Genomic DNA, 22,081 nt, shown 5'->3' with positions numbered 1-22,081 from the left:
GAAGATTCTTTGGCCATGAAGATTTTCGGGCTGACCGGCTGGAGCGGCAGCGGCAAGACCTCGCTGATGGTGCGCCTGATTCCGGCGCTGACCGGCCGGGGGCTGAGCGTGTCCACCGTGAAGCATGCCCATAAGGGCTTCGACATCGACCATCCCGGCAAGGACAGCCACAACCACCGCCTTGCCGGCGCCACCGAGGTGCTGGTCAGCTCTCCGCTGCGCTGGGCGCTGATGCATGAGCTGCGCGATGGCGAGCCGGAGCTGACGCTGGACGAGCTGCTGACCAAGGTGGCGCCTGTCGATCTGCTGCTGATCGAGGGGTTCAAGCGCGACCGGCATGAGAAGCTCGAGATCTGGCGGGCCGACGTGGAGAAGCCGCTGATCGCGCCGGGCGATCCCACCATCGTCGCGGTGGCGAGCGACGGTCCCGTTCCCAATTGCCCGGTTCCGCTGCTGGACCTGAATGACGCGGAGGCGGTCGCCGCCTTCATCGTCGCACGCTGCGGGTTGGGCTGAGACGCGGCCGGGACCGGATGATCGGCGCGTATCGGCTCGCCATCTTCGATTTCGACGGCACGCTGGCCGATAGCTTCCCCTGGTTCGTCGGCGTTCTGAACGATGTCGCCGACCGCCATGGCTTCAACCGGGTTCGGGCGGAGGAGTTGGAACTGCTGCGTGGCTGGGACGCGCGACGGATCATCGGACATCTGCGGGTGCCCGCCTGGAAGCTTCCCTTCATCGCCACCCATATGCGCCGGCTGATGGCGCGCGACATCGATGGCATAAGGCTGTTCGATGGCGTGCCGGAGATGCTGCGGCTGGTGAGGGAGCGGGGCGTGACCGTCGCCATCGTCAGTTCCAATTCCGAAGCCAACATCCGCCGGATCCTGGGGCCGCAGGCGGCCGGGCTGGTGGACCATTACGCTTGCGGCGCCTCGCTGTTCGGCAAGGCCGGCAAGTTCCGCCGGATGCTGCGCGTCAGTGGCGTTCCAGCCGACCGGGCCATCGGCATCGGCGACGAACTGCGCGACATCGAGGCGGCGCGAAAGGCCGGCATCGCCTGCGCCGCGGTCGCCTGGGGCTACACCCGTGGCGACGCGCTGGCCGCCAGCCAGCCCGACAGGCTGCTGACGCGGGTCGATGAGATGGTGGAGCTGTTTGGCGGCCAGGTGCCGCGTCCCGGAAACGCCGCCATTTCCCCCTTCGCACCCGGTGCCGCGACGGACTAGAATGGCGGCATGGTGCAGCTCGACAATGATTGCTTCGCCTTCGGCGGGCCGATGATGGCGGTGGGTCCGGCGCTGGCCCTGCTGGCCGGACGGGTCGGGCCGGTGACGGCGACCGAGGCCGTGCCGCTGGCCGGGGCGCTGGGCCGGGTGCTCGCCGCCGATCTGGTGGCGCCCTTCAACGTTCCGCCGCACGACAATGCCGCGGTGGACGGTTATGCCGTCTTCTTCGATGACCTTGCCGCCGATGGGCCGACCGTGCTGCCGGTGACGGCGCGGGTCGCCGCCGGGCAATGGCTGGGCCGTCCGGCCCTGCCGGGGGAGGCGGTGCGCATCTTCACCGGTGCGCCGATGCCGGCCGGTATGGACACCGTCTTCATGCAGGAGGATTGCCGGACCGGGAGCGCTGCCGGCACGGATGGCGGCGCCACCGTAATCCTGCCGGCCGGCATCCGGCGCGGCGTCAACCGCCGGCTGGCCGGCGAGGATGTCCGCGAGGGCTCGGTCGTGCTGGCCGCCGGGCGCCGCCTGCGGCCCGAGGACATCGCGCTGGCCGCCTCGCTTGGCCATGCGGAGCTGACGGTCCGTTGCCGGCTGCGGGTGGCGGTCTTCTCCACCGGGGACGAGCTGCGGCAGCCGGGGCGGGAGCTGGCTCCGGGTGCCGTCTATGACGCCAACCGCTTCGCCCTGATCGCGCTGCTGACCCGGCTGGGCTGTGCCGTCACCGATCTCGGCATCCTGCCTGACCGGTTGGAGACCATCCGTGATGCGCTGGCCGAGGCGGCGGGCGGCCATGATGCGCTGATCACCTCCGGCGGCATGTCGGCGGGGGAGGAGGATCACGTCAAGCCGGCGGTCGAGGCGAACGGGCGGCTCGATTTCTGGCGGCTGGCGATCAAGCCGGGCCGTCCGGTGGCGCTGGGCCGCGTGCGCGACGCCGTCTTCGTCGGGCTGCCCGGCAACCCGGTGGCGGTGGTGGTCACCTTCCTGCGCATCGCCCAGCCCATCCTGCTGCGGCTGATGGGGGCGGCGGCCGAGACACCGCGGCCGATCCCGGTGCGGGCGGCCTTCGGCCACAAGAAGAAGCCGGGCCGGCGCGAGTTCCTGCGTGGGTCGCTGACACGGGCCGCGGACGGGACGCTGGAGGCGACCAAATATCCGCGCGACGGCGCCGGCGTTCTGTCGTCGCTGGTCGAGTCCGAGGGGCTGATCGAGCTGCCGGAGGATCTGGCGCGGGTCGAGGCCGGCATGACCGTCGATTTCCTGCCTTTCAAAGAATTCCTGTAGAGGGCGCGTGATGAAGATTCTCTATTTCGCCTGGCTGCGCAGCAAGATCGGCGTGCCGGCCGAAACCATCGACCTGCCGGCCGAGGTCGCCACCGCCGGTGATCTTGTCGAATGGCTGAAGACCCGCAGCCCCCGCCATGCCGAGGCGCTGGCCAACAGCAAGGTGGTCAAGGTGGCGGTGAACCAGGAACATGTGCCCTACGACCATCCCATCACCGCGACCGACGAGGTGGCGCTGTTCCCGCCGGTGACGGGGGGCTGACGGGATGGCGATCCGCGTCCAGGCCGGGGATTTCGACGTCGGGGCCGAGTATGCCGCCTTCACCGCCGGCCGCACCAGCGTCGGCGGGGTGGCGATGTTCGTCGGGCTGGTGCGCGACATCGCCGGCGGTGCGGCGGTCAGCGCCATGACGCTGGAACATTATCCCGGCATGACCGAGAGGCAGTTGGAGGCGATCGAGGAGGAGGCGCGGCGCCGCTGGCCGCTCGACGACGTTCTGGTGATCCACCGCCATGGCCGGCTGGAGCCGGGCGACCGCATCGTCATGGTCGCCACCGCGTCGGCCCACCGCGACGCCGCCTTCGACTCGTGCCGCTTCCTGATGGACTGGCTGAAGACCAAGGCGCCCTTCTGGAAGCTGGAGGCGACCCCCGACGGCGAACGCTGGGTCGAGGCGAAGGAGAGCGACGACGCGGCGGCGGCGCGCTGGGCCGAGTGAGATGGAGAGCCGAGGGGAGGGGGCACGCGCCTACGCGTGCCCGGCCTCGCCCGACAGCATGGAGACGCTGACACCCAGCTTGCCGATGGCACGCTCCCACTTGGCGTCCAGGTCGGTGTCGAACAGCAGCTTCTCGTCGCAGGGCACGTTCAGCCAGCCATTGGCCTGGAATTCGGCATCGAGCTGGCCCGGCCCCCAGCCGGCATAGCCGAGCAGAAGCAGGTTGCGGCGCGGTCCGCGATCCTCGGAGATGGCGCGCAGGATGTCGATGGTGGCGGTCAGCGCCACGTCGTCATTCACCACCAAAGTACCGTCGCGGACATAGTCGGTGGAATGCAGGACGAAGCCGCGGCCCGACTCGACGGGGCCGCCATAATGCACCGGCAGATTGTGGGCCGGCTGCGCGATGTCCATGTCGAGCTGCTCCAGCAGATCCTCGAAGGTGATCTGCCCGAACAGCCGGTTCACCACCAGCCCCATCGCGCCGTCCTCGTTATGGGCGCAGACATAGATGACCGTACGTTGAAAACGCGGGTCCTCCATGCCGGGCATGGCGATCAGCAGTTGGCCGGTCAGCGAGTCCGTGGTCCTGGAGTCCATAGACTTGGTCAGGCGCGGCATGGGCGATTATCCTTGTCGTCGGTCCGGTGCGGAGGCCGCCCCGCCCGTACGGTCGGTTGTGGTTGGCGCTCTGGCGACGCTTTTCACCGGAGTGTGACAGCACCGGTCGAGCTTTGTCACCATTATATGGGCTATCATATATAGGGTGTCGGGGACGCCGATACGCCCCTTCCCGGGAAGAGAACAGTGCGCGCCATGAAAAGACATGCCCTCGCCCTCCTGCTGCTTTCGGCCGTGCTGGCCGGCGGCGCCATGCCTACCGCCGCGCAGACCGCGGATGGCGTCGGACCCTGGGTCAAGGCCGGCCAGGTGGAGGCGCGGCTGATGTCCTCCGTACGCGGCACCGGCGATCTGGCGACGCTGCCGCTGGGGCTGGAATTGCGGCTGGAGCCGGGGTGGAAGACCTATTGGCGCACCCCCGGCGACGCCGGCTTCGCGCCGCGCCTGGATTGGAGCCGGTCGGTCAACCTGGGCTCCGCCACGCTGTCCTATCCGGCGCCGCACCGCTTCTCCGTGCTGGGATTCGAGACGGCGGGCTATGACACCGCCGTTCTGTTCCCGGTCCAGGGCGTGCCGGCGACGCCCGGCAAGCCGGTCGACCTGGCGCTGACCGCCGAACTGCTGGTCTGTTCGGAGATCTGCGTGCCGCAGACGCTGGATCTGGCGCTGGCGCTGCCGGCCGGCATGGCGGAGCCGAGCGATGCCGCCAACGACGTGGCGCGTGCCCAGGCGCTGGTGCCCAAGGGGCCGAACGGCCTGCTGACCGTCGACTCCGTCCGGGGCAAGGGCGCCACGCTGGAGGTCGAGGCGACCGCCATCGACGGTTTCGTTTCCCCGGACCTGTTCGTCGAGACCGATCCGCCCCTGACCTTCTCCGCTCCCAAGACGGTCTTTTCCGACAATGACCGCCATGTCCGCCTGACCCTGGCGGTGACCGATCCGCAGCCGGCTCTCGATCTCGCCGGGCGCGCGCTGACCCTGACGCTGGTCGACGGCGAGAAGGCGGTGGAGGCGCCGGTGACGGTGTCCGCCGCGGGTGCTGCGCCGGCTTCCGGCGGGACGGCGGGACTGATGGCGATGCTGGGCGTGGCCCTGCTCGGCGGGCTGATCCTGAACCTGATGCCCTGCGTGCTGCCGGTGCTGTCGCTGAAGCTGATGTCGGTGGTCAAGCAGGGCGGACGGGCGCCCGCGGCGATGCGTGCCGGCTTCCTGGCGAGCGCCGCCGGCATCCTCGCCTCCTTCCTGCTGATGGCGTCGGCGCTGGTGGCCGTGAAGGCGGCGGGCGGGGCGGTCGGCTGGGGCATCCAGTTCCAGCAGCCGCTGTTCCTGGTCTTCATGGTGGTGCTGGTCACCCTGTTCTCCGCCAATCTGTGGGGGCTGTTCGAGGTGCCGCTGCCGCGCGTCCTGGCCGACCGGCTGGGCGGCGACGGGCTGGCCGGGCCGTTCGCCACCGGCATGTTCGCGACGCTGCTGGCGACTCCCTGCTCGGCGCCCTTCCTGGGCACGGCGGTCGGCTTCGCCCTGTCCAAGGGAGCGCTGGAGATCTATGCGATCTTCGTCGCGCTGGGCGTTGGTCTGGCGCTGCCCTATCTGGCGGTGGCGGCGTGGCCGCGGATGGCAGGATGGCTGCCGCGGCCGGGGCGCTGGATGGCGATGCTGAAGGTGGTTCTGGGCTTCGCGCTGATGCTGACGGCGCTGTGGCTGCTGTCGGTTCTGATGGCGCAGATCGGCGAGGTGGCCGCCGCCACCATCGGGCTGATGATGGCGGCGCTGGTCCTGGCTCTGTGGCTGGGACGCGGCGCCGGTGGTGCTGCGCGGACCGCCGGCCCGGCGCTGGCGGGCGTGCTGGCGGTGGCGGCCTTCGCCATGCCGGCGGTGGTCGGCCCGTCCGCCGGGGCGGCGCCGGTGGTCAGCGACGCCAAGGCGCGCTGGGCGCCCTTCGCCGAAGCGGCGATCCGCGACCATGTCGCCGCCGGCCGCACGGTGTTCGTCGATGTCACCGCCGATTGGTGCATCACCTGCCAGGCCAACAAGAAGCTGGTGCTGAACCGTGGCGAGGTCGCCCGGCGGCTGGAGGATCCGACCCTGGTGGCGATGCGCGCCGACTGGACCCGGCCGGACCCGGTGATCGCGAAGTTCCTGGCCGACCATGGCCGCTACGGCATCCCCTTCAACATCGTTTATGGCCCCGGCGCGCCCGGCGGCATCGCCCTGCCGGAACTGCTGAGCGATGGCGCGGTGCTGGAGGCGCTGGGGAAGGCGGCGGGCACGGCGCAGGGTCGGGCGTCCTGATCGGGGACCGCCGGAAAAGTCCTATGGCTGTTGCGGCTATTCTGCGGTAACAGGGCGCCTTCGGGAGCGTCTCCCGCGCGATGAGGACGATGATGGACGATCAGATCAACTGCCCGCAGTGCAACTCCGAGAACGCCTACCATGACGGGAGCCTGTGGAACTGCCCCGACTGCGGCCATGACTGGAACCCCGACACCGCCGCCGCCGCGACCGATGCCGAGGCTGGGCAGGGCGTGCGCGACGCCAACGGCAACCCGCTGGCCGACGGCGACAGCGTGACGGTGATCAAGGACCTGAAGGTCAAGGGATCGTCGCTGGTGGTGAAGGGCGGGACCAAGGTGAAGAACATCCGTCTCGTGGACGGCGCCGACGGGCACAACATCGCCTGCAAGATCGACGGCATCGGCGCCATGAACCTGAAGTCGGAATTCGTGAAGAAGGCCTGAGGCAGACCCGCCGGGCATGGATCGGCCGGATGCGGATTGCCGGATGCGGATTGTTGGGGGCGTCAACCACGCCTTGCGGCCATCCGCCGCCGGGGATAGAAGGGATGCAGGACCGGGCTCCGCCAAGAGGGTCCGGGCCAACCCAAAACGGGTCAAACCCCCAAAACGGGAAGGGTTAGAGACGATGAGCATCCAGGTTGGCGATACCATTCCGTCCGTCACGCTGAAGTGGCTGACCGACAACGGCATGCAGGAAGTGACCACCGACGAGCTGTTCAAGGGCAAGAAGGTCGTCCTGTTCTCCGTTCCCGGCGCCTTCACCCCGACCTGTTCGGCCAAGCACCTGCCGGGCTTCGTCCAGCAGGCCGACGCGCTGAAGGCCAAGGGCGTCGACAGCATCATCTGCCTCGCGGTCAACGACCCGTTCGTGATGCGCGCCTGGGGCGACAAGGGTTCGGTCGGCGACAAGGTCACGATGCTGCCCGACGGCAACGCCACCTTCACCGGCGCGCTCGGCCTGACCATGGATGGTTCGGGCTATGGCCTGGGCACCCGGGGCCAGCGCTTCGCCCTGGTGGCGGAGGACGGCAAGGTCACCCATGTCGCCGTCGAGGCCCCCGGCAAGTTCGAAGTGTCATCGGCCGAAGCGGTGCTCGAGACGCTCTGAGGGCGAGACCTTCCCTCTCCCGTCTCGGGAGAGGGAAGCGGGGATGGGGGAAACGGGCTGGAGTCTCGGTGGAGATCCGCAGCGCATCCCCTGACCCTCTCTCCGCGGAGAGGGGATGCCGGGGCGGGAGAGGGATTCTATGGTCAGCCCTGCGCCCGCACGTCCGCCACTCCGCGCCGGGCCAGTTCGTCGGCGCGTTCGTTCTCCGGGTGGCCGGCATGGCCGCGCACCCAATGGAATTCGATCTGGTGCTGCCGCTTCGCCTCTTCCAGGCGCTGCCACAGATCGACGTTCTTCACCGGCTTCCGGTCGGCGGTCATCCAGCCCTTGGCCTTCCAGCCATGGATCCATTTGGTGATGCCGTTCTTCACATATTCGCTGTCGGTGAAGAGGCGGACGGTCACCGGCTTCTTCAACGCCTCCAGCGCCATGATGGCGGCCATCAGCTCCATCCGGTTGTTGGTCGTCGCCGGTTCGCCGCCATACAGCTCCTTCTCCACCTCGCCATAGCGCAGGATGGCGCCCCAGCCGCCGGGGCCGGGATTGCCGCTACAGGCGCCGTCGGTGAAGATGTCGACGGTCTTCGGCCGCGCCTCGGCCGGGATGGCGTCGCCGTTCATTCCGCGCCCGCCTCGGAATCATCCAGGAAATAATCGCCCAGCCCGCGGACGGTCTGGTGGAAGCGCAGTTTGCGCAGATATTCCAGCGGATCCTTCGGCCGGACGAAGGCGCCCGGCGGGTGGTTCAGCCAATCATACAGGCGGGTCAGCAGGAAGCGCACGGCGCTGCCGCGGCACAGCCAGGGCAGGGCGTCCAGCTCCGCCCGCGACAGCGGCCGGACCTTGCGGTAATTGGACAGCAGCAGCCTCGCCTTGGTGGCGTTGAACGAGCCGTCGATCTCGAAGCACCAGGCGTTGACGCAGATCGCCACGTCATAGGCCAGGAAGTCGTTGCAGGCGAAATAGAAGTCGATCAGGCCGGACAGGCTGTCGCCCCGGAAGAAGACATTGTCCGGGAACAGGTCGGCGTGGATGACGCCGGCCGGCAGACCGGCAGGCCAGTTGACCTCCAGCGCCGCCAGCTCGGCTTCCAGCGTGGCGCGCAGGCCGGGCGCCACCTCGTCGGCGCGTTCGGCCGATCTGGCGAACAGCTCCTTCCAGCCGGGCAGGGCCAGCGCGTTGGGTCGTTCCAGGCGGAAGTCGCCGACCGCCAGATGCAGGCGGGCCAGAGCCTCGCCAAGCTGGGCGCAATGTTGCGGCGTGATCCGGCGCGGCCACATGCCGGCGAGGAAGGTGACGATCACCGCCGGGCGTCCGCACAATTCGCGCAGCGCCACGCCGTCGCGCGCCGCCACCGGCAGCGGGCAGGCGATGCCCTTGTCCGCCAGATGCTCCATCAGGCCGAGGAAGAAGGGCAGATCCTCCCTCCGCGTGCGCTTCTCATAGAGCGTCAGGATGTAGGGTCCGCGTTCGGTCACCAGCAGGAAGTTGGAATTCTCCACCCCCTCGGCGATGCCCTTGCACGACAGCACGGCGCCCAGATCATACTCGGCGGCGAAGCTGCTGAGATCCTCGTCGGTGACTTCGGTATAAACGGCCATGGTATCCAGCGCCTTACCGGGTTTCCGGCTTGCGGTCAATTTCGGGAGTGATCGGCTCGTAATATTCCGGGCCGAATCCGGCCAGCCGGCGGCTGGCGACGTTGAAGGGGCGCTTCAGCCCGCCCCGGAAATGGCGGCCGACCAGCTCCTGCCACAGTGCCACCGGCTCCGCCCCGCGTTCGGCGCAGAGATGGGCGAACCAGCGCCGGCCGGCGGCGACATGGCCGATCTCCTCGTCATGGATGGTCTGAAGCAGGTCGGCGCTCTCGCCGTCGTCGAAGTCGCGCAGGCGGCGGACGGTGTCCGGCGTGACGTCCAGCCCGCGCGCCTCCAGCACCATCGGCACCACCGCCAACCGGGCGGCGAGGTCGTGCGCGGTCTCCGTCGCCGACTGCCACAGCCCGTCATGGGCGGGCAGATCGCCATAGGAGGCGCCCAGCGCGTTCAGCCGGCTTTCCAGCATCTGGAAGTGCCGCGCCTCGTCGTCGGCCACCACGACCCAATCGTCGGTGAAGCCCCTCGGCAGGCCGAGCGGGGCGAACCGGGCGACGATGTCCCAGGCGAGGTCGATGGCGTTCAGCTCGATATGGGCCAGCGCGTGCAGCAGGGCGATTCGGTTCTGGGCGCTGCCGCCCCGCCCGCGCTTGGGCATGTCGCGCGGCAGCTTCAGCTCCGGCCGGTCGGGACGGGCGGGGCGGTCGGGCGGCGGGGCGGGCACCTCCGGCGACAACAGGCCGTCCCGCCATGCGGCGGCGTGCAGGCGGGTCAGGCGCACCTTCTCCAGCGGCGCCGCGCTGGTCAGCACCGCGGTCGCCGCGTCGCCCAGGCACGATGCGGAAGAGGTCATTTCCAGCCGTAGGCGACGAAATGGGGGTTCAGGATGTCGTCCTTGCCATAGACCAGCGGCGAGCCGTCCGGCTGTTCCACCCGGCCGCCGGCGCCGATCAGCACGGCATGGCCGGCGGCGGTGTCCCATTCGCTGGTCGGCCCCAGGCGGGGATAGAGGTCGGCCTTGCCGCTAGCCACCGTGCAGAATTTCAGCGAGCTGCCGCAGGACACCCGGTCCTTGACGGCGAATTTGCCGAGGAAGTCCTCCAGGGCCGAGCCGCTGCCATGCGACCGGCTGGCGACCACGGTCAGGCCGTCGGCCGGCGGGGTGCGGACGGCGATGGCGTGATCGTGCCGCCCCTCCGCGCAATGGACGGCGGTGCCGGGCCCCGCCGCCGCATAGAGGTCGCCGGTGGCCGGGGCATAGACGACGCCCAGCACGGGGACGCCACCCTCGATCAGGGCGATGTTCACCGTGAACTCGCCGTTGCGGGAGATGAACTCCTTGGTGCCGTCGAGCGGATCGACCAGCCAGAAGCGGCCGCCGGAAATGTCGGGCTTGTGGCCGGCGGCCATCGCCTCTTCCGCGACCACCGGCACACCGGGGAGCAGATGGTGGAGCGCCGGGACGATTACCGCCTCCGCCGCCTGATCCGCCTGCGTCACCGGGCTGCCGTCGACCTTGGTGGCGACGTCGATGCCGTCGTTGTAAAAGCGCAGGATGACCTGACCGGCCTCATGGGCGATGGTGCGGACCGTCGGCAGCAGGCTCGCCACAGCGGCATCGGGCATGGGGGACTCTCCCTATGGTATGAAAAATCACCATAGCGCGCCCGATGGCGGGCCGGAAGCTCTTGAACGGGTGGGGAACGGAGAAGGCGGATGACAGCCGGGTTGCAGGGGGATGAACAGGAGGGCGGCAAAGGCGCATCGGCGCCATGGTCCGCCCAATGGCGCGCCCAATGGCGCGCTATGACCGCCGCCGATCTGGACCGCGTCCTCGCCATCGCGGACATCGTGCATCCGGCCTATCCCGAGGAGCGCGGTGTGTTCGAGGAGCGGCTGGCGCTCTATCCCGCCGGTTGCCGGGTGGCGGAACGCGGGGGCGAGGCGATCGGCTACGGCGTCATGCATCCCGGCAGGCTGGGGGTTCCACCGCCGCTCGACTCGCCTTTGGGGGGGCTGCCGGCCGATGCCGACTGCCTCTATCTGCATGACATCGCGCTGCTGCCGGCGGCCCGTGGCACCGGGCTGGGGGCTGCCGTGCTCGATTATGCCCATGGGCTGGCGGCGCGCGAGGGCTGGCGCTGGCTGGCGCTGACCTCGACGCCGGGGGCGCGGAGCTATTGGGACCGGGTCGGCTTCGCGCCCTATCGGGACGGCGGGCCGGGGCTGGCGGCCAAGCTGTCGAGCTATGGCGGGGGGATGAGCTACATGACCGCGCCGGTCCGGTCCTGACGGGCCGGGACCGCCAGATCCGGCTCCGCCACCAGCGCCTCGAAGGCCGGCCGGGCGAACAGGTAGCCCTGCATCAGCCCGACGCCCAGGTCGCGCAGGGTCCTGGCCTCGTCCAGCGTTTCGACGCCTTCGGCGATGGGGATGATGTCCAGGTCTTCGCACACCGACAGGATCGCCTTGACGATGCTGCGCCGCGCCCGCTCGGTGTCGATGTTGCGGGTCAATTCCATATCCAGCTTGATGATGTCGGGCTGGAATTCCGCCAGCAGATTCAGCCCGGAATAGCCGGAACCGAAATCGTCGATGGCGGTCATGAAGCCCTGGCGCCTGTATTCGTCGAAAATGCTCTTCAGATGGTCGCGATCCGCCACCCGCTCGCCCTCCGTCACCTCGAAGATGATGCGGTTGGTGGGGAAGCCGGTGCGCCGGGCGGCGGCGAGGGTGGTGCGGATGCAGGTCTCCGCCTTGTAGACGGCGTTCGGCAGGAAGTTGATCGACAGGCGGGCGCCGTTCATCGGCAGGGAGGCGGCCAGTTCGATCGCCTTGACCCGGCAGGACTGGTCGAAGGCATAGCGGGTGGCGTCGGTCACCTGATCCAGAACCCAGCCGGCACCCTGGCCCTGGACGCCGCGCACCAGGGCCTCGTGCGCCCAGACGCCGCCGTTGGCGACGTCGACGATGAGCTGGAACGCCATCGTGAAGTCCAGATCCAGCCGGTCCGCACAAAGACCGCCGCATCCGCCATCGCCAAACGCCATCGCCATACCCCCGTCAGATCAGCAATTCCACCTCAAGGCCAGTGACGATGCCATGGATCGCACCGGACGGAGGCATGGCAATCGCCACACTTCCGCCTAGGATTATCCCCTACGTCTTCGGTCGGATGCGCCGAACGGCCTATTCCGCCGCCATCCGGGCTTCGGCGCCGCGGATCGCCGCCCACACCGTTTCCGGTGTCGCCGGCATGTCGATGTGGGTGATGCCGAGATCGGACAGCGCATCGACCACCGCGTTGATGATGGCCGGCGGCGCGCCGATCGCCCCGGCCTCGCCGGCGCCCTTCATGCCCAGCATGTTGGTGGTGCTGGGCACGCTGTTCAGCTTCACCGCGATCGGCGGCATATCGACCGCGCGCGGCATCTGATAATCCATGAAGGAGGCGGACAGCAACTGGCCGCTGTCAGGGTCGAACACGACCTTCTCCTGCAACGCCTGCCCCAGTCCCTGGGCGACGCCGCCATGGATCTGGCCGATCACCAGCATCGGGTTGATCACCGTGCCGAAATCATCGACGACGCTGTAGCGCAGCACCTCGACGATGCCGGTGTCCGGATCGATCTCCACCTCCGCCACATGGCAGCCGTTGGGGAAGGTGCTGGCCGGCGGGGTCCAGCGCGCCATCTCCGAGAAGGCTATGCCGTCTCCGCCCTTGCCTCCATCCTCCGCAGCCTTCGCCGCGACCTCCTTCAGCGTCACCGCGCGGTCGGTGCCGACGATGGAGAAGCGGCCGTCGGCGAATTCGATGTCGACCTCGGCGGTCTCCAGCAGGTCGGCGGCGACCGTCGTCGCGGCCTTCACCACCTTGGCCGCCCCTTCCGCCAGCGCCGAACCGCCGACCGGGACGGAGCGGGAGCCGCCGGTGCCGGCCCCCCAGCTGACGCGGTCGGTATCGCCCTGTACCACCTCGACATCTTCAGGTGGCACGCCGAGCCGATCGGCCAGGATCTGCTTGTAGGCGGTTTCGTGGCCCTGGCCGTTGGTCTGGGTGCCGATCATCAGCACGACCTTGCCGTCGCCGTTGACCTGGACGGTCGCCTGCTCCGGCCCGCCGCCGGAGCAGGCTTCGATGTAGGTCGACAGGCCGGCGCCGCGCAGCTTGCCGCGCGCCTTCGCCTCGGCCTTGCGGGCGGGCAGGCCGGCGAGATCGGCGAGGGTCAGCCCGTCCTCCAGATTCCGCCGGAAGTCGCCGGTGTCATAGACCTGCCCCATCGGGGTGGCATAGGGCATCGCGGCCGGCGGGATGAAGTTGCGCCGCCGAATCTCCGCCGGGCCGAGGCCGGTGACGCGGCCGGCATGGTCGATCAGCCGTTCCAGCAGATAGGCCGCCTCCGGACGGCCGGCGCCGCGATAGGCGTCCACCGGCTGGGTGTTGGTGAAGACGCCCTTGACCCGGACATAGACGGCCGGCGTCCTGTAGGAGCCGACCAGCATCGCCGATCCGGCGTCGGTCGGGATGAAGGGGCCGTAGTTGGACAGATAGGCGCCGAGATTGGCGACGGTGTCGACCCGCAATCCCAGGAAATGGCCGTCGGCGTCGAGCGCCAGACGCGCCTTGCTGACATGGTCGCGGCCATGGTCGTCGCTGATGAAGCCCTCGACGCGGTCGGCGGCCCATTTCACCGCGCGGTTCAGCCGGCGGGCGGCGAACAGGCAGGCGACATATTCGGGATAGTTGAACAGCTTCATGCCGAAGCCGCCGCCGACATCGGTGGTCAGCACGCGGATGCGGGAGTCGGGCTCGTTCAGGATCTTGGCGAACTGCTTTTGCAGGCCGTGCACGCCCTGGCTGGTGACGTAGATCAGCAACCGGCCGGGGGCGCCGTCGGCCCCGGCTTCGACCCCGGCGACGCAGGCGCGCCCTTCCATCGGATTGGCGACGACGCGGTTGTTGACCAGTTCCAGCTCGACCACGCGATGGGCGCCGGCCAGCGCCGCCTCCACCGCCGCCTCGTCGCCGGTGTCCCAATCGAAGCAGAGATTGCTCGGCGCTGCGTCCCAAACCAAGGGGCGGCCGGGCTCCAGCGCCTCCAGCGTGCCGGTGACGGGCTGGCGGTCCTCGTAATCGACCATCACCAGCTCGGCGGCCTCGCGCGCGGCCTCCAGCGTCTCCGCCACCACCATGGCGACCGGATCGCCGACATGGCGGGCGAAGCCGCGGGCGAGCGCCGGGCGTGGCGTCTGGACATAGTTGGAGCCGTCGCGCTGCTTCAGCGCCGCCTGACAGGGGATCATGCCGATCTTTTCGGCGTCGAGGTCGGCGACGGTGTAGACAGCCAGCACGCCGGGCTGGGCCAGCGCCTCCGATGCGTCGATGGCGCCGATGGTGGCGAAGGCGTGGGGCGAACGGACGAAGGCCGCATGGGCCTGTCCGGGAAGAGACACGTCGTCGGTGTAGCGGCCGCCGCCGGTCAGCAACCGTGCGTCCTCGGTGCGCGGAACCGCCTGTCCGATGCCGAACTTCATGGGTGAACTCCCGCCTTCCGGTTCGATGCGATTGTTGTGCCCCGCGAAGATAGGCCGGCTGAAGCGTCGGGGAAACCCCGACGGTCGGCATGGGTGACGGTTGTCCGCCGCAATGATTGTTTGCCGTCTTCACGGACCCGACGAGCCGACTGGCAAAAGGACATTGGGAGGACCATATTCCGGACATGTGTGGACGCATGCTTCTCACCACCCCGATCAACGAGATCGAGCGCGTGTTCGGCGTCGCCGAGCGGCCGAACCTGATGCCGCGCTGGAATGTCGCCCCGACCCAGGGGATCCCCGTCATCCGGCGCGAGGAGGACGGCCGTCATCTGGCGATGGTCCGCTGGGGGTTGGTGCCGCCCTGGGCCGACGATCCCGCCATCGGCGGGCGGATGATCAACGCGCGCGGCGAATCGGTGGCCGACAAGCCGGCCTTCCGCGACGCGTTGCGCAAACGCCGTTGCCTGGTTCCGCTGGACGGCTTTTATGAATGGACCAGCGTGGGGGACGGGGCGAAGCCGCGCAAGCAGGGCCATGTCATTCGCCGCCGCGACCGCCGCCTGTTCGCGCTGGCTGGCCTGTGGGAGCGTTGGTATGGGCCGAAGGGCGCGCCGCCACGGGACCCGCCGCTGGAAACCGCGACGGTGGTGACCACGGCGACCAACGCCACCCTCTCCTTCCTGCACGACCGCATGCCGGTGGTGCTCGACCCGGCCGATTGGGAGGCGTGGCTGGATCCGGCCACGCCGCTGGCGGTGGTGGACGGGCTGATCCGTTCCGCGCCCGAGGAGTGGCTGGACGTGGTGCCGGTCGGGCCGAAGGTGAACAGCGTGCGCAACGACGATCCCGGTTGCCTGGATCCGCCCCAGGACCTTGCCCCGTCCAAGGCGAAGGGAAAGCCCGATGATCGCCAGCCAAGCCTGTTCTGAGGCGGTGCGGGCGGCAAGGGCCTTGTTCGTCGCGGCGGCCCTGGTCCTCGTCCTGGCGGGACCGGCGGCGGCGCAGAACAATCCGGCGGCGAAGGGCCGCGGTCCCATCGCCAACACGCCCGACCAGACCATCAAGGGATCCGCCATGGCGGTGGAGGGCGACCTGCTCACCGTCAACGGGACGGCGGTGCGGCTGATGGGCATCGACGCGCCGGATCCGGGACAGAAATGCAAGAACCGCTACGGGCACGAGCTGGACTGCTTCAAGATCGCCACCGCCGTGCTCGCCAACATGGTCAAGGGCGAGGAGGTGACCTGCACCATCACCGAACAGGACCGCACCGGCGAGAAGAAGGGCGAATGCCGCGTGCGCGGCGTCGATCTGGGGGCGGCGATGGTGGCGCGGGGCTGGGCCTTCCAATATGCCAGCCTGTCGCCGGCCTACCAGAAGGGGGAGGCCTATGCCCAGAGCAAACGGCTGGGGCTGTGGGCCGGTCAGGTCGAGAAGCCCTGGCAATGGCGCAGCCGGCAGATCAGGGAGAAGGCGAAGTGAGGCGTCTTTCGCCTGTAATCCGGCTGGAGGGCCGGCATTGGCGGGCGGATTTCCCCCGTCTCCCCGGGCACCTCCATTTGCACCCCCATTTCCCAGTCGACCGCTTCGCCAGGCATGATAGGATTCGAAGTCCCCGGCGGGGAGCGGAGTCGCAGGCATGCTGGTTTACGAATGTGAACTGTTCGAGGTGGTTCCGGTGCTGCGCCGCTATGCGCGGGCGCTGACCGGTGCAACCGACCGTGGCGACGCGCTGGTGACCCGCTGTGTCGAGGCGGCGGTGATGGCGCCGTCGCGCTTCGGGCTGGACCGTGGTGGTGATGGCGCGCGCCTGCCGATGTATGCCTTGCTCAACCTGCTGTTCGATCGCTCCGAGGAGGAGTTCGGCCCGCCCGGCCGGCCCTTTCCGTCGCCCCATCCCATCGAGCGCGCCCTCGCCGGCCTGCCGGAGGCCGATCGCCGCCTGTATCTGCTGACCGCGCTGGAGGGACTGAGCCTGCCGCAGGCGGCGAAGGTGCTCCAGTTGGAGGGTGGCGAGGCGATCAGGCGGTTGAAGGCGGCCCGCGCCGCGGTGCGCGGCGCCATGGTCCAGCGCGTGATGGTGGTGGAGGACAATGCGCTGCTGGCCCTGGAACTGGGGGCGCTGGTCGCCGAGATGGGCCATATCGTCTGCGGAACCGCCGGCAATGAGGCGGAGGCGCTGGCCCTGCTGAAGGCGGAAAGACCGACGCTGGCCCTGCTGGACGTGCGGCTGGCGGATGGCGGCAGCGGAATAGAGATCGCGCGGCGTCTGAAGCGCGTGCGCGACCTGCGCACCATTTTCGTCACCGCCTTCGACGACGACATCCTGGCGCGGGATGCCGGCCATCTCGGTCAGATCGTCCGCAAGCCCTTCACCAATGCCGGCCTCCAGGCCGCCATCTCCCGCGCCATCTTCATGCCGCAGCCGGTGGCGCTGGCGTGAGGGTGCCGACGCGCTTCCGGTGAGAAGGGACCATCGGCGAATCGATGGCCCCTCCGGCTTTCAGGAGCGCATCCGAAGAACGGTCAAACCGTGGTGCTGCGTCCGGCGACCATGCGGTAGATGGCGAGGATGATGATCGCGCCGACGATGGCGCCGATGAATCCGGCCCCTTCGCCCGGTCGGTACCAGCCGATGGCTGCGCCCAGATATGTGGCGACGAAGGCGCCCGCGATGCCGAGCAGGGTGGTGATGATGAAGCCGCCCGGATCACGACCCGGCATCAGGAATTTGGCGACGATGCCGGCGAGAAAGCCGATGATGATCGTCCAGAGAATGCCCATGGTTTGATTTCCCTTCCGTTGCGGGACCGTCTTCCCATGTCCAATAACGGGAACGGACGTGTTTGGTTCTCCGCGTCGGAGGATCTTTTGGGCGATGCGCCCTCTCTCCCCGGACGCCTTTGGGGGGGAGAGAGGGAGAATCCCGCCGCGCGGTCCCGACGAACGCTCAGCGCAGCGCCTTGATGTTGGCGGCATACTGGTCGGGCCCGCCGGTGAAGGTGGCGGTGCCGGCGACCAGCACGTCGGCGCCGGCCTCGATCGCCAGGCGGGCGGTTTCCGGATTGATGCCGCCATCGACCTCCAGGTCGATCGGCTTGCCGATCGCGTCGATGCGGGCGCGCAGCTCGCGGATCTTCGGCAACTGGCTCTTGATGAAGCTCTGGCCGCCAAAGCCGGGGTTGACCGTCATCACCAGCACCAGGTCGACATCCTCCAGCACATGCTGGATGGCGTCCACCGGCGTGGCCGGATTCAGCGAGACGCCGGCCTTCTTGCCCAGCGACTTGATCAACTGGATGGTGCGGTGCAGATGCGGGCCCGCTTCCGGATGGACGGTGATGATGTCGGCGCCGGCCTTGGCGAAGTCCGGAACGAACAGATCCACCGGCGAGATCATCAGATGGACGTCGAAGACCTTGGCGGAATGGGGGCGCAGCGCCTTCACCACCCCCGGCCCGATGGTCAGGTTCGGCACGAAATGGCCGTCCATCACGTCGATGTGGATGTAGTCGGCGCCGGCCGCGTCGACCGCACGGACCTCCTCGCCCAGCCGGGCGAAATCGGCGGAGAGAATCGAGGGGGAAATCTTCACGGCGCGCATGGGGCTTTCCTAAGGCAGGGAGGGAAGATGGAGCGGGTCCGGATGGCGCAAGTCCTATCACGGGGGCGCGACGCAAGTCATGACATGATGTGACCGTTCCGGATCCGCCTCCGGCTTGGCCGTTTGCGCTTTACCGCAACCGCGAAGCGCTGTATCCGTTTGAATATATATGAAACGTCGAAATCGGCAGGAGATGACGATGATCGGGATGCGTGCGGTCTTGGGGCGGCGTGGTGTCACATCGGCGGCCTTCGCGGTCGTCCTCGGTGTCGGGCTGACGCTGGCGGCGCCGGCGGCGATGGCGCAGGACGTTCTGGTCCTGGCCGCCGCCTCGACCAAGAACGCGGTGGATAAGCTGTCGGCGCAGTTCAAGGCGAAGACCGGCGGAATCGTGACCTCCTCCTTTGCCGCCTCGTCGGGACTTGCCAAGCAGATCGAGAATGGCGCCCCCGCCGACATCTTCATTTCCGCGGATCTCGACTGGATGGACTATTTGCAGCAGCGCAACCTCATCAAGACCGACAGCCGGGTCAGCCTGCTCGGCAATGAACTGGTGGTGGTCGTGCCGAAGGGTTCGACGCTGAAGCCCGACCTGTCCAAGGACGGCAAGCTGGCGGAACAGCTGGGTGACGGCCGGCTCGCCACCGGCGATCCCTCGAACGTTCCGGTCGGGAAGTACGCCAAGGCGGCGCTGGAGAAGCTCGGCCAATGGACGGCGGTGGAGCCGAAACTGGCGCGGGCCGACAGCGTGCGCGCCGCCCTGGCGCTGGTCAGCCGCGGCGAAGTGCCGCTGGGCATCGTCTATCGCACCGATGCCGCCATCGATCCGGGGGTGGAGGTCGCCGCGACCTTCCCGCCCGACAGCTATCCGCCGGTGGTCTATCCGGCGGCCCTGACGGCGTCTTCCAAGAACCCGGCCGGAGCGGCCTTCCTCGACTACATCAAGTCGCCGGAGGGCATGGCGGTTTGGAAGGAATTCGGCTTCGTCCCGGTCGCCAAGGCGCCGTAAGCTCCGATGATGAATATCCTGACGCCGATGGAGACCACCGCGTTGCTGCTCAGCCTGCGTGTCGCGGGCGTCGCCATCGCGCTGGGGTTACCGGTCGCCGTGCTCGCCGCCTGGGTGCTTGGCCGCTATTCCTTTCCAGGCAAGACGCTGTTCGACGGGCTGGTCCATCTGCCGCTGGTCCTGCCGCCCGTGGTCACCGGCTATATCCTGCTGGTGACCATGGGGACCAAGGGGGTGGTTGGCGGCTGGCTGTACCAGGCCTTTGGAATCAAGCTGATCTTCACGGCGGAAGGAGCGTCGCTGGCGGTGGCGGTGACCTCCTTCCCGCTGATGGTGCGGGCGATCCGCCTGTCGGTAGAGGCCATCGACGGCGGGCTGGAGGCGGCGGCGCGCACGCTGGGCGCCGGTCCGATCGACCGTTTCTTCACCATCCTCTTGCCGCTGATGGCGCCGGGCCTGTTGTCGGGCGCCATCGTCGCCTTCGCCGCGGCGATGGGCGAATTCGGCGCGGTCATCACCTTCGTCTCCAACATCCCCGGCAAGACGCAGACCCTGCCGCTGGCGATCTATGCCGCGACGCAGGAGCCGGGCGGTGACGTGATGGCGGCGCGGCTGGCCACCATCTCCTTCTCGGTGGCGCTGCTGGCGCTGACGATGTCGGAATTCCTGGCGAACCGGGTCCGCCGCCTGATCGGGCAGGTCTGAACCATGCTGGACCTGCGAATCCGCCAGAGGCTGGGCGCCTTCACCCTCGACATCGCCCTGACCGCCGAGGAACGCGGGGTGACGGCGCTGTTCGGCCGTTCCGGCTCGGGCAAGACATCGGTCATCAACGCCATCGCCGGGCTGACGCGGCCCGATGATGGGCATATCCGTGTCGGCGACACCATGTTCTTCGACAGCGCCCGGCGCATCGACCTGCCGGTCGAGAAGCGGCGCATCGGCTATGTCTTCCAGGAATCACGCCTGTTCCCGCACATGACCGTGCGCGGCAATCTGGAATATGGGCTGCGGCGCGTGCCGGTGCGGGAGCGGCGGATCGCCTTCGATCCGGTGGTCGAACTGCTGGGGGTCGGCCATCTGCTGGACCGCAGGCCGCGCGGCCTGTCCGGCGGCGAGAAGCAGCGCGTCGCCTTCGGCCGCGCCCTGCTGGCGCAGCCGCGCCTGCTGCTGATGGACGAGCCGATGGCCTCGCTCGACGCCGCCCGCAAGGCCGAGATCATGCCTTATATCGAGCGGCTGCGCGACGAGATGAACATTCCCATCGTCATGGTCAGTCACGCGCTGGACGAGGTGGTGCGGCTCGCCACCACGATGGTGCTGATTGCCGATGGCAGGGTGCGCGCCTCCGGACCGGTCGGCACCGTCATGGGCCGGCTCGATCTGTCGGCGGTGACCGGGGCGCAGGACGCCGGCGCGGTTCTGGATCTGACGGTCGAGCGCCACATCCCGGAAGATGGCCTGTCGGTTCTCGCCTTCGACGGCGGCCGGTTGACCGTGCCTCAGGTCGATCGGGCGCCGGGGATGGCGGTGCGGCTGCACATCCACGCCCGCGACGTCATCATCGGCTTGCAGCCCCTGGCCGGCGTCAGCCTGCGCAATGCGCTGGCCGCGACGGTGGTGGAGGTGGCGGAGGCCGGTCCATCCTCGGCCGATGTGCGGCTGGCGGTCGGCGGATCCTTCCTGATCGCCCGCATCACCCGTGCGGCCCTGCGCGAACTGCAACTGGCGCCCGGCCGCGACGTGGTGGCGCTGGTCAAGGGCATCGCCTTCGAGCCGGACAGCGGACGCGATCCGTCCGACCGCTCGGGCCGGGTGGTGGACGTCTGAGCCGTCCGCTGTCCAGAGGCGCGCCGGCTTACTGGCCGCCCGAAGGGGTGGATGATCCGGTGCTGGCGCCGCCGCCCGCCGCCCCTCCGGCGGTCGAGCCGCCCGGTGCGGTGGTGGTGGCTCCGCTGCCTTCGTTCATCGAATTGCCCGACGTGCCGCCTTGCACCGGTACTCCGGTCGAAGGGGGCGGCACGGTGGTGGAGCCGCTGCTGGTCCCGCTGCTGGTTGTCGGGCTGCTCTGGTTGGCCGCGTTGGAGTTCTGGGCATTTTGGTCGTCGCAGGCCGCCAGTCCCAGAAGCAGGGCGGGCAGGGCCGCGATCAGAAACTTGCTGCGCATGGAGTATCGCTCCTCAGCCAGTGGGCGGCGCCGTCGAGGCTCACCATCAAGGGTTTCCGCCGCGCGAGCACCGGTTGGACTCGGCACGGACCTGATGGCGCCGTGTGGGTCCAAACACCCCACCGCCGGGTTCATTCCATTCACCTTGGTGTTACGCCGGGTGGATGGCTGGGCCAATGGACAGGGAGGAGGGGCGGGGGACAGCCCCCTAGGTCGTAAGAACTTTACAGGAACATTGTAACGATTTGTGGCTTGGGCCTCGCGGATACCCATTACTGGGTTGCGCAAAGATCACGAAGCTTTTGCGCTTCGCCTGTTCCATCTTTTTCGTTTGACCGGCGGAAAGACGCTGTGATTCCATCGTCGCACCATGACGATGATCGCCGATTTCACCGATACGCTCGCCCGCGCCGCCAAAAGCGCGCTTCGCCAAGCCATCATGCCGGCGCTGTGCGCCTGCGTGGTCGCTTACTTCGCCTATTACGCGGTCCATGGCGACCGCGGGCTGGTGGCGATGAAGCAGATCCAGGGGCAGATCGCCCAGGCGGAGACGGTTCTCAACCAGCTCCGCACCGAGCGGGAGGACATGGAACGCCGCGCCCAACTGCTGCGCGGCGACGGTCTGGACCGCGACATGCTGGAAGAGCGGGCGCGGCTGATGCTGAACTTCTCCAGCTCGCGCGACGTCATCGTCAAGCTTCCCAAGCTGGCCGATCAGGACGGCGCCGCAACGCAGAAGTAAGGGGAAATCAGCCGATTAACCAAATCGCGGTTAATCTGAAATAGCGCTGCAAAAACAGAGATTTGCGCGGCGTTTAAAGCTCGTGTAGTGTGCGCGCCATAGTCGCTTTCCGGTGCGGGTTTTCGCTTACCCGCAACGTGTGGCGGCGGCGGCTGTTTCAAGGCCGTTG

26 protein-coding genes are annotated in these 22,081 nt (G+C 68.6%); 16 read left to right on the top strand and 10 right to left on the bottom strand.

The window, feature by feature from the left end:
- Positions 1 to 15: 15 nt before the first annotated feature.
- The 5 genes from mobB to moaE are packed head-to-tail and all read left to right on the top strand — an operon-like array spanning position 16 to position 3,232.
- Positions 16 to 516, top strand: coding sequence for a molybdopterin-guanine dinucleotide biosynthesis protein B (gene mobB, locus AZL_RS08195; protein ID WP_012974160.1), 501 nt, complete (start codon positions 16 to 18; stop codon positions 514 to 516).
- 17 nt (positions 517 to 533) lie between these two features.
- Positions 534 to 1,229, top strand: coding sequence for an HAD hydrolase-like protein (locus AZL_RS08190; RefSeq protein ID WP_012974159.1), 696 nt, complete (start codon positions 534 to 536; stop codon positions 1,227 to 1,229).
- A gap of 9 nt (positions 1,230 to 1,238) precedes the next feature.
- Entirely contained in the window at positions 1,239 to 2,513 is a 1,275-nt protein-coding gene (glp, locus tag AZL_RS08185) for a molybdopterin molybdotransferase MoeA (RefSeq protein WP_012974158.1), read from the top strand.
- 10 nt (positions 2,514 to 2,523) lie between these two features.
- Positions 2,524 to 2,775, top strand: coding sequence for a molybdopterin converting factor subunit 1 (gene moaD / locus AZL_RS08180; protein ID WP_012974157.1), 252 nt, complete (start codon positions 2,524 to 2,526; stop codon positions 2,773 to 2,775).
- A gap of 4 nt (positions 2,776 to 2,779) precedes the next feature.
- Positions 2,780 to 3,232, top strand: a complete 453-nt coding sequence (gene moaE / locus AZL_RS08175; protein WP_012974156.1) for a molybdopterin synthase catalytic subunit MoaE — start codon at positions 2,780 to 2,782, stop codon at positions 3,230 to 3,232.
- 30 nt (positions 3,233 to 3,262) lie between these two features.
- On the opposite strand, the gene AZL_RS08170 is transcribed toward moaE, so the two are convergent.
- The gene (locus tag AZL_RS08170; RefSeq protein WP_012974155.1) at positions 3,263 to 3,853 is read right to left on the bottom strand and encodes a YqgE/AlgH family protein; all 591 of its coding nucleotides are present in this window, start codon (positions 3,851 to 3,853) and stop codon (positions 3,263 to 3,265) included.
- A 195-nt stretch (positions 3,854 to 4,048) separates the two neighbouring features.
- Here AZL_RS08170 and AZL_RS08165 point away from each other — a divergent pair, with 195 nt between their 5' ends.
- From AZL_RS08165 to AZL_RS08155, 3 genes are all read left to right on the top strand, one after another.
- Entirely contained in the window at positions 4,049 to 6,145 is a 2,097-nt protein-coding gene (locus tag AZL_RS08165; protein ID WP_042443658.1) for a protein-disulfide reductase DsbD family protein, read from the top strand.
- A 92-nt stretch (positions 6,146 to 6,237) separates the two neighbouring features.
- The gene (locus tag AZL_RS08160; RefSeq protein ID WP_042443656.1) at positions 6,238 to 6,591 is read left to right on the top strand and encodes a zinc ribbon domain-containing protein YjdM; all 354 of its coding nucleotides are present in this window, start codon (positions 6,238 to 6,240) and stop codon (positions 6,589 to 6,591) included.
- A gap of 184 nt (positions 6,592 to 6,775) precedes the next feature.
- Positions 6,776 to 7,258, top strand: a complete 483-nt coding sequence (locus AZL_RS08155; RefSeq protein WP_012974152.1) for a peroxiredoxin — start codon at positions 6,776 to 6,778, stop codon at positions 7,256 to 7,258.
- Positions 7,259 to 7,401: 143 nt separating this feature from the next.
- Here AZL_RS08155 and rnhA read toward each other — a convergent pair whose 3' ends face one another.
- Genes rnhA through cysQ form a run of 4 tightly spaced genes read right to left on the bottom strand, consistent with a single transcriptional unit; the run spans position 7,402 to position 10,478 of the window.
- Positions 7,402 to 7,878 carry a ribonuclease HI gene (gene rnhA / locus AZL_RS08150; protein WP_012974151.1) on the bottom strand — a complete coding sequence of 159 codons (477 nt, stop codon included), beginning with the start codon at positions 7,876 to 7,878 and terminating at the stop codon, positions 7,402 to 7,404.
- Entirely contained in the window at positions 7,875 to 8,858 is a 984-nt protein-coding gene (locus tag AZL_RS08145; RefSeq protein ID WP_012974150.1) for a homoserine kinase, read from the bottom strand. The genes rnhA and AZL_RS08145 overlap by 4 nt, the downstream gene beginning before the upstream one ends.
- A 13-nt stretch (positions 8,859 to 8,871) precedes the next feature.
- Positions 8,872 to 9,705, bottom strand: coding sequence for a ferritin-like domain-containing protein (locus AZL_RS08140; RefSeq protein WP_012974149.1), 834 nt, complete (start codon positions 9,703 to 9,705; stop codon positions 8,872 to 8,874).
- Positions 9,702 to 10,478: a 3'(2'),5'-bisphosphate nucleotidase CysQ gene (cysQ, locus tag AZL_RS08135; RefSeq protein ID WP_012974148.1), complete on the bottom strand. Its 777-nt coding sequence runs from the start codon at positions 10,476 to 10,478 to the stop codon at positions 9,702 to 9,704. Before cysQ ends, AZL_RS08140 begins: the two co-directional genes overlap by 4 nt.
- Before the next feature lie 90 nt (positions 10,479 to 10,568).
- Between cysQ and AZL_RS08130 the strand changes: the two genes are divergently transcribed.
- Complete coding sequence (locus AZL_RS08130) at positions 10,569 to 11,144, top strand: GNAT family N-acetyltransferase (RefSeq protein ID WP_012974147.1); 576 nt, start codon at positions 10,569 to 10,571, stop codon at positions 11,142 to 11,144.
- Here AZL_RS08130 and AZL_RS08125 read toward each other — a convergent pair.
- The gene (locus AZL_RS08125) at positions 11,117 to 11,839 is read right to left on the bottom strand and encodes an EAL domain-containing protein (protein ID WP_197540132.1); all 723 of its coding nucleotides are present in this window, start codon (positions 11,837 to 11,839) and stop codon (positions 11,117 to 11,119) included. The genes AZL_RS08130 and AZL_RS08125 overlap by 28 nt on opposite strands.
- A 202-nt stretch (positions 11,840 to 12,041) precedes the next feature.
- Complete coding sequence (locus AZL_RS08120; RefSeq protein ID WP_012974145.1) at positions 12,042 to 14,387, bottom strand: xanthine dehydrogenase family protein molybdopterin-binding subunit; 2,346 nt, start codon at positions 14,385 to 14,387, stop codon at positions 12,042 to 12,044.
- 197 nt (positions 14,388 to 14,584) lie between these two features.
- Here AZL_RS08120 and AZL_RS08115 point away from each other — a divergent pair, with 197 nt between their 5' ends.
- The 3 genes from AZL_RS08115 to AZL_RS08105 all read left to right on the top strand — a co-directional run bounded on the left by AZL_RS08115 (position 14,585) and on the right by AZL_RS08105 (position 16,833).
- Positions 14,585 to 15,319: an SOS response-associated peptidase gene (locus AZL_RS08115; protein WP_148219256.1), complete on the top strand. Its 735-nt coding sequence runs from the start codon at positions 14,585 to 14,587 to the stop codon at positions 15,317 to 15,319.
- The gene (locus AZL_RS08110; RefSeq protein ID WP_012974143.1) at positions 15,294 to 15,872 is read left to right on the top strand and encodes a thermonuclease family protein; all 579 of its coding nucleotides are present in this window, start codon (positions 15,294 to 15,296) and stop codon (positions 15,870 to 15,872) included. The genes AZL_RS08115 and AZL_RS08110 overlap by 26 nt, the downstream gene beginning before the upstream one ends.
- Before the next feature lie 157 nt (positions 15,873 to 16,029).
- Complete coding sequence (locus AZL_RS08105; RefSeq protein ID WP_012974142.1) at positions 16,030 to 16,833, top strand: response regulator; 804 nt, start codon at positions 16,030 to 16,032, stop codon at positions 16,831 to 16,833.
- 83 nt (positions 16,834 to 16,916) lie between these two features.
- On the opposite strand, the gene AZL_RS08100 is transcribed toward AZL_RS08105, so the two are convergent.
- Positions 16,917 to 17,174 (bottom strand): GlsB/YeaQ/YmgE family stress response membrane protein, encoded by a 258-nt coding sequence (locus AZL_RS08100; protein WP_012974141.1) that lies wholly within the window; start codon positions 17,172 to 17,174, stop codon positions 16,917 to 16,919.
- Between the two features lie 166 nt (positions 17,175 to 17,340).
- Positions 17,341 to 17,994, bottom strand: coding sequence for a ribulose-phosphate 3-epimerase (gene rpe / locus AZL_RS08095; RefSeq protein WP_012974140.1), 654 nt, complete (start codon positions 17,992 to 17,994; stop codon positions 17,341 to 17,343).
- Between the two features lie 199 nt (positions 17,995 to 18,193).
- Here rpe and modA point away from each other — a divergent pair, with 199 nt between their 5' ends.
- Genes modA through modC form a run of 3 tightly spaced genes read left to right on the top strand, consistent with a single transcriptional unit; the run spans position 18,194 to position 20,833 of the window.
- Positions 18,194 to 19,003, top strand: a complete 810-nt coding sequence (gene modA, locus AZL_RS08090) for a molybdate ABC transporter substrate-binding protein (protein ID WP_148219255.1) — start codon at positions 18,194 to 18,196, stop codon at positions 19,001 to 19,003.
- 9 nt (positions 19,004 to 19,012) lie between these two features.
- Positions 19,013 to 19,708, top strand: a complete 696-nt coding sequence (gene modB, locus AZL_RS08085) for a molybdate ABC transporter permease subunit (RefSeq protein WP_012974138.1) — start codon at positions 19,013 to 19,015, stop codon at positions 19,706 to 19,708.
- A 3-nt stretch (positions 19,709 to 19,711) separates the two neighbouring features.
- Positions 19,712 to 20,833 (top strand): molybdenum ABC transporter ATP-binding protein, encoded by a 1,122-nt coding sequence (gene modC, locus AZL_RS08080; RefSeq protein WP_012974137.1) that lies wholly within the window; start codon positions 19,712 to 19,714, stop codon positions 20,831 to 20,833.
- Between the two features lie 28 nt (positions 20,834 to 20,861).
- Here modC and AZL_RS33330 read toward each other — a convergent pair whose 3' ends face one another.
- On the bottom strand, positions 20,862 to 21,170 hold the full coding sequence (locus AZL_RS33330; protein WP_052293648.1) for a hypothetical protein: 309 nt from the start codon (positions 21,168 to 21,170) through the stop codon (positions 20,862 to 20,864).
- Positions 21,171 to 21,540: 370 nt separating this feature from the next.
- On the opposite strand from AZL_RS33330, the gene AZL_RS08070 reads away from it, so the two are divergent.
- Positions 21,541 to 21,912: an FtsB family cell division protein gene (locus tag AZL_RS08070; protein WP_012974135.1), complete on the top strand. Its 372-nt coding sequence runs from the start codon at positions 21,541 to 21,543 to the stop codon at positions 21,910 to 21,912.
- Positions 21,913 to 22,081 lie beyond the last annotated feature (169 nt).

Source organism: Azospirillum sp. B510, from assembly GCF_000010725.1.
In the GTDB taxonomy this organism is placed as follows: Bacteria; Pseudomonadota; Alphaproteobacteria; order Azospirillales; family Azospirillaceae; genus Azospirillum; species Azospirillum lipoferum_B.
Note: the sequence above shows the minus strand (reverse complement) of the source record. Positions and strands in the feature narration are given on the sequence as shown.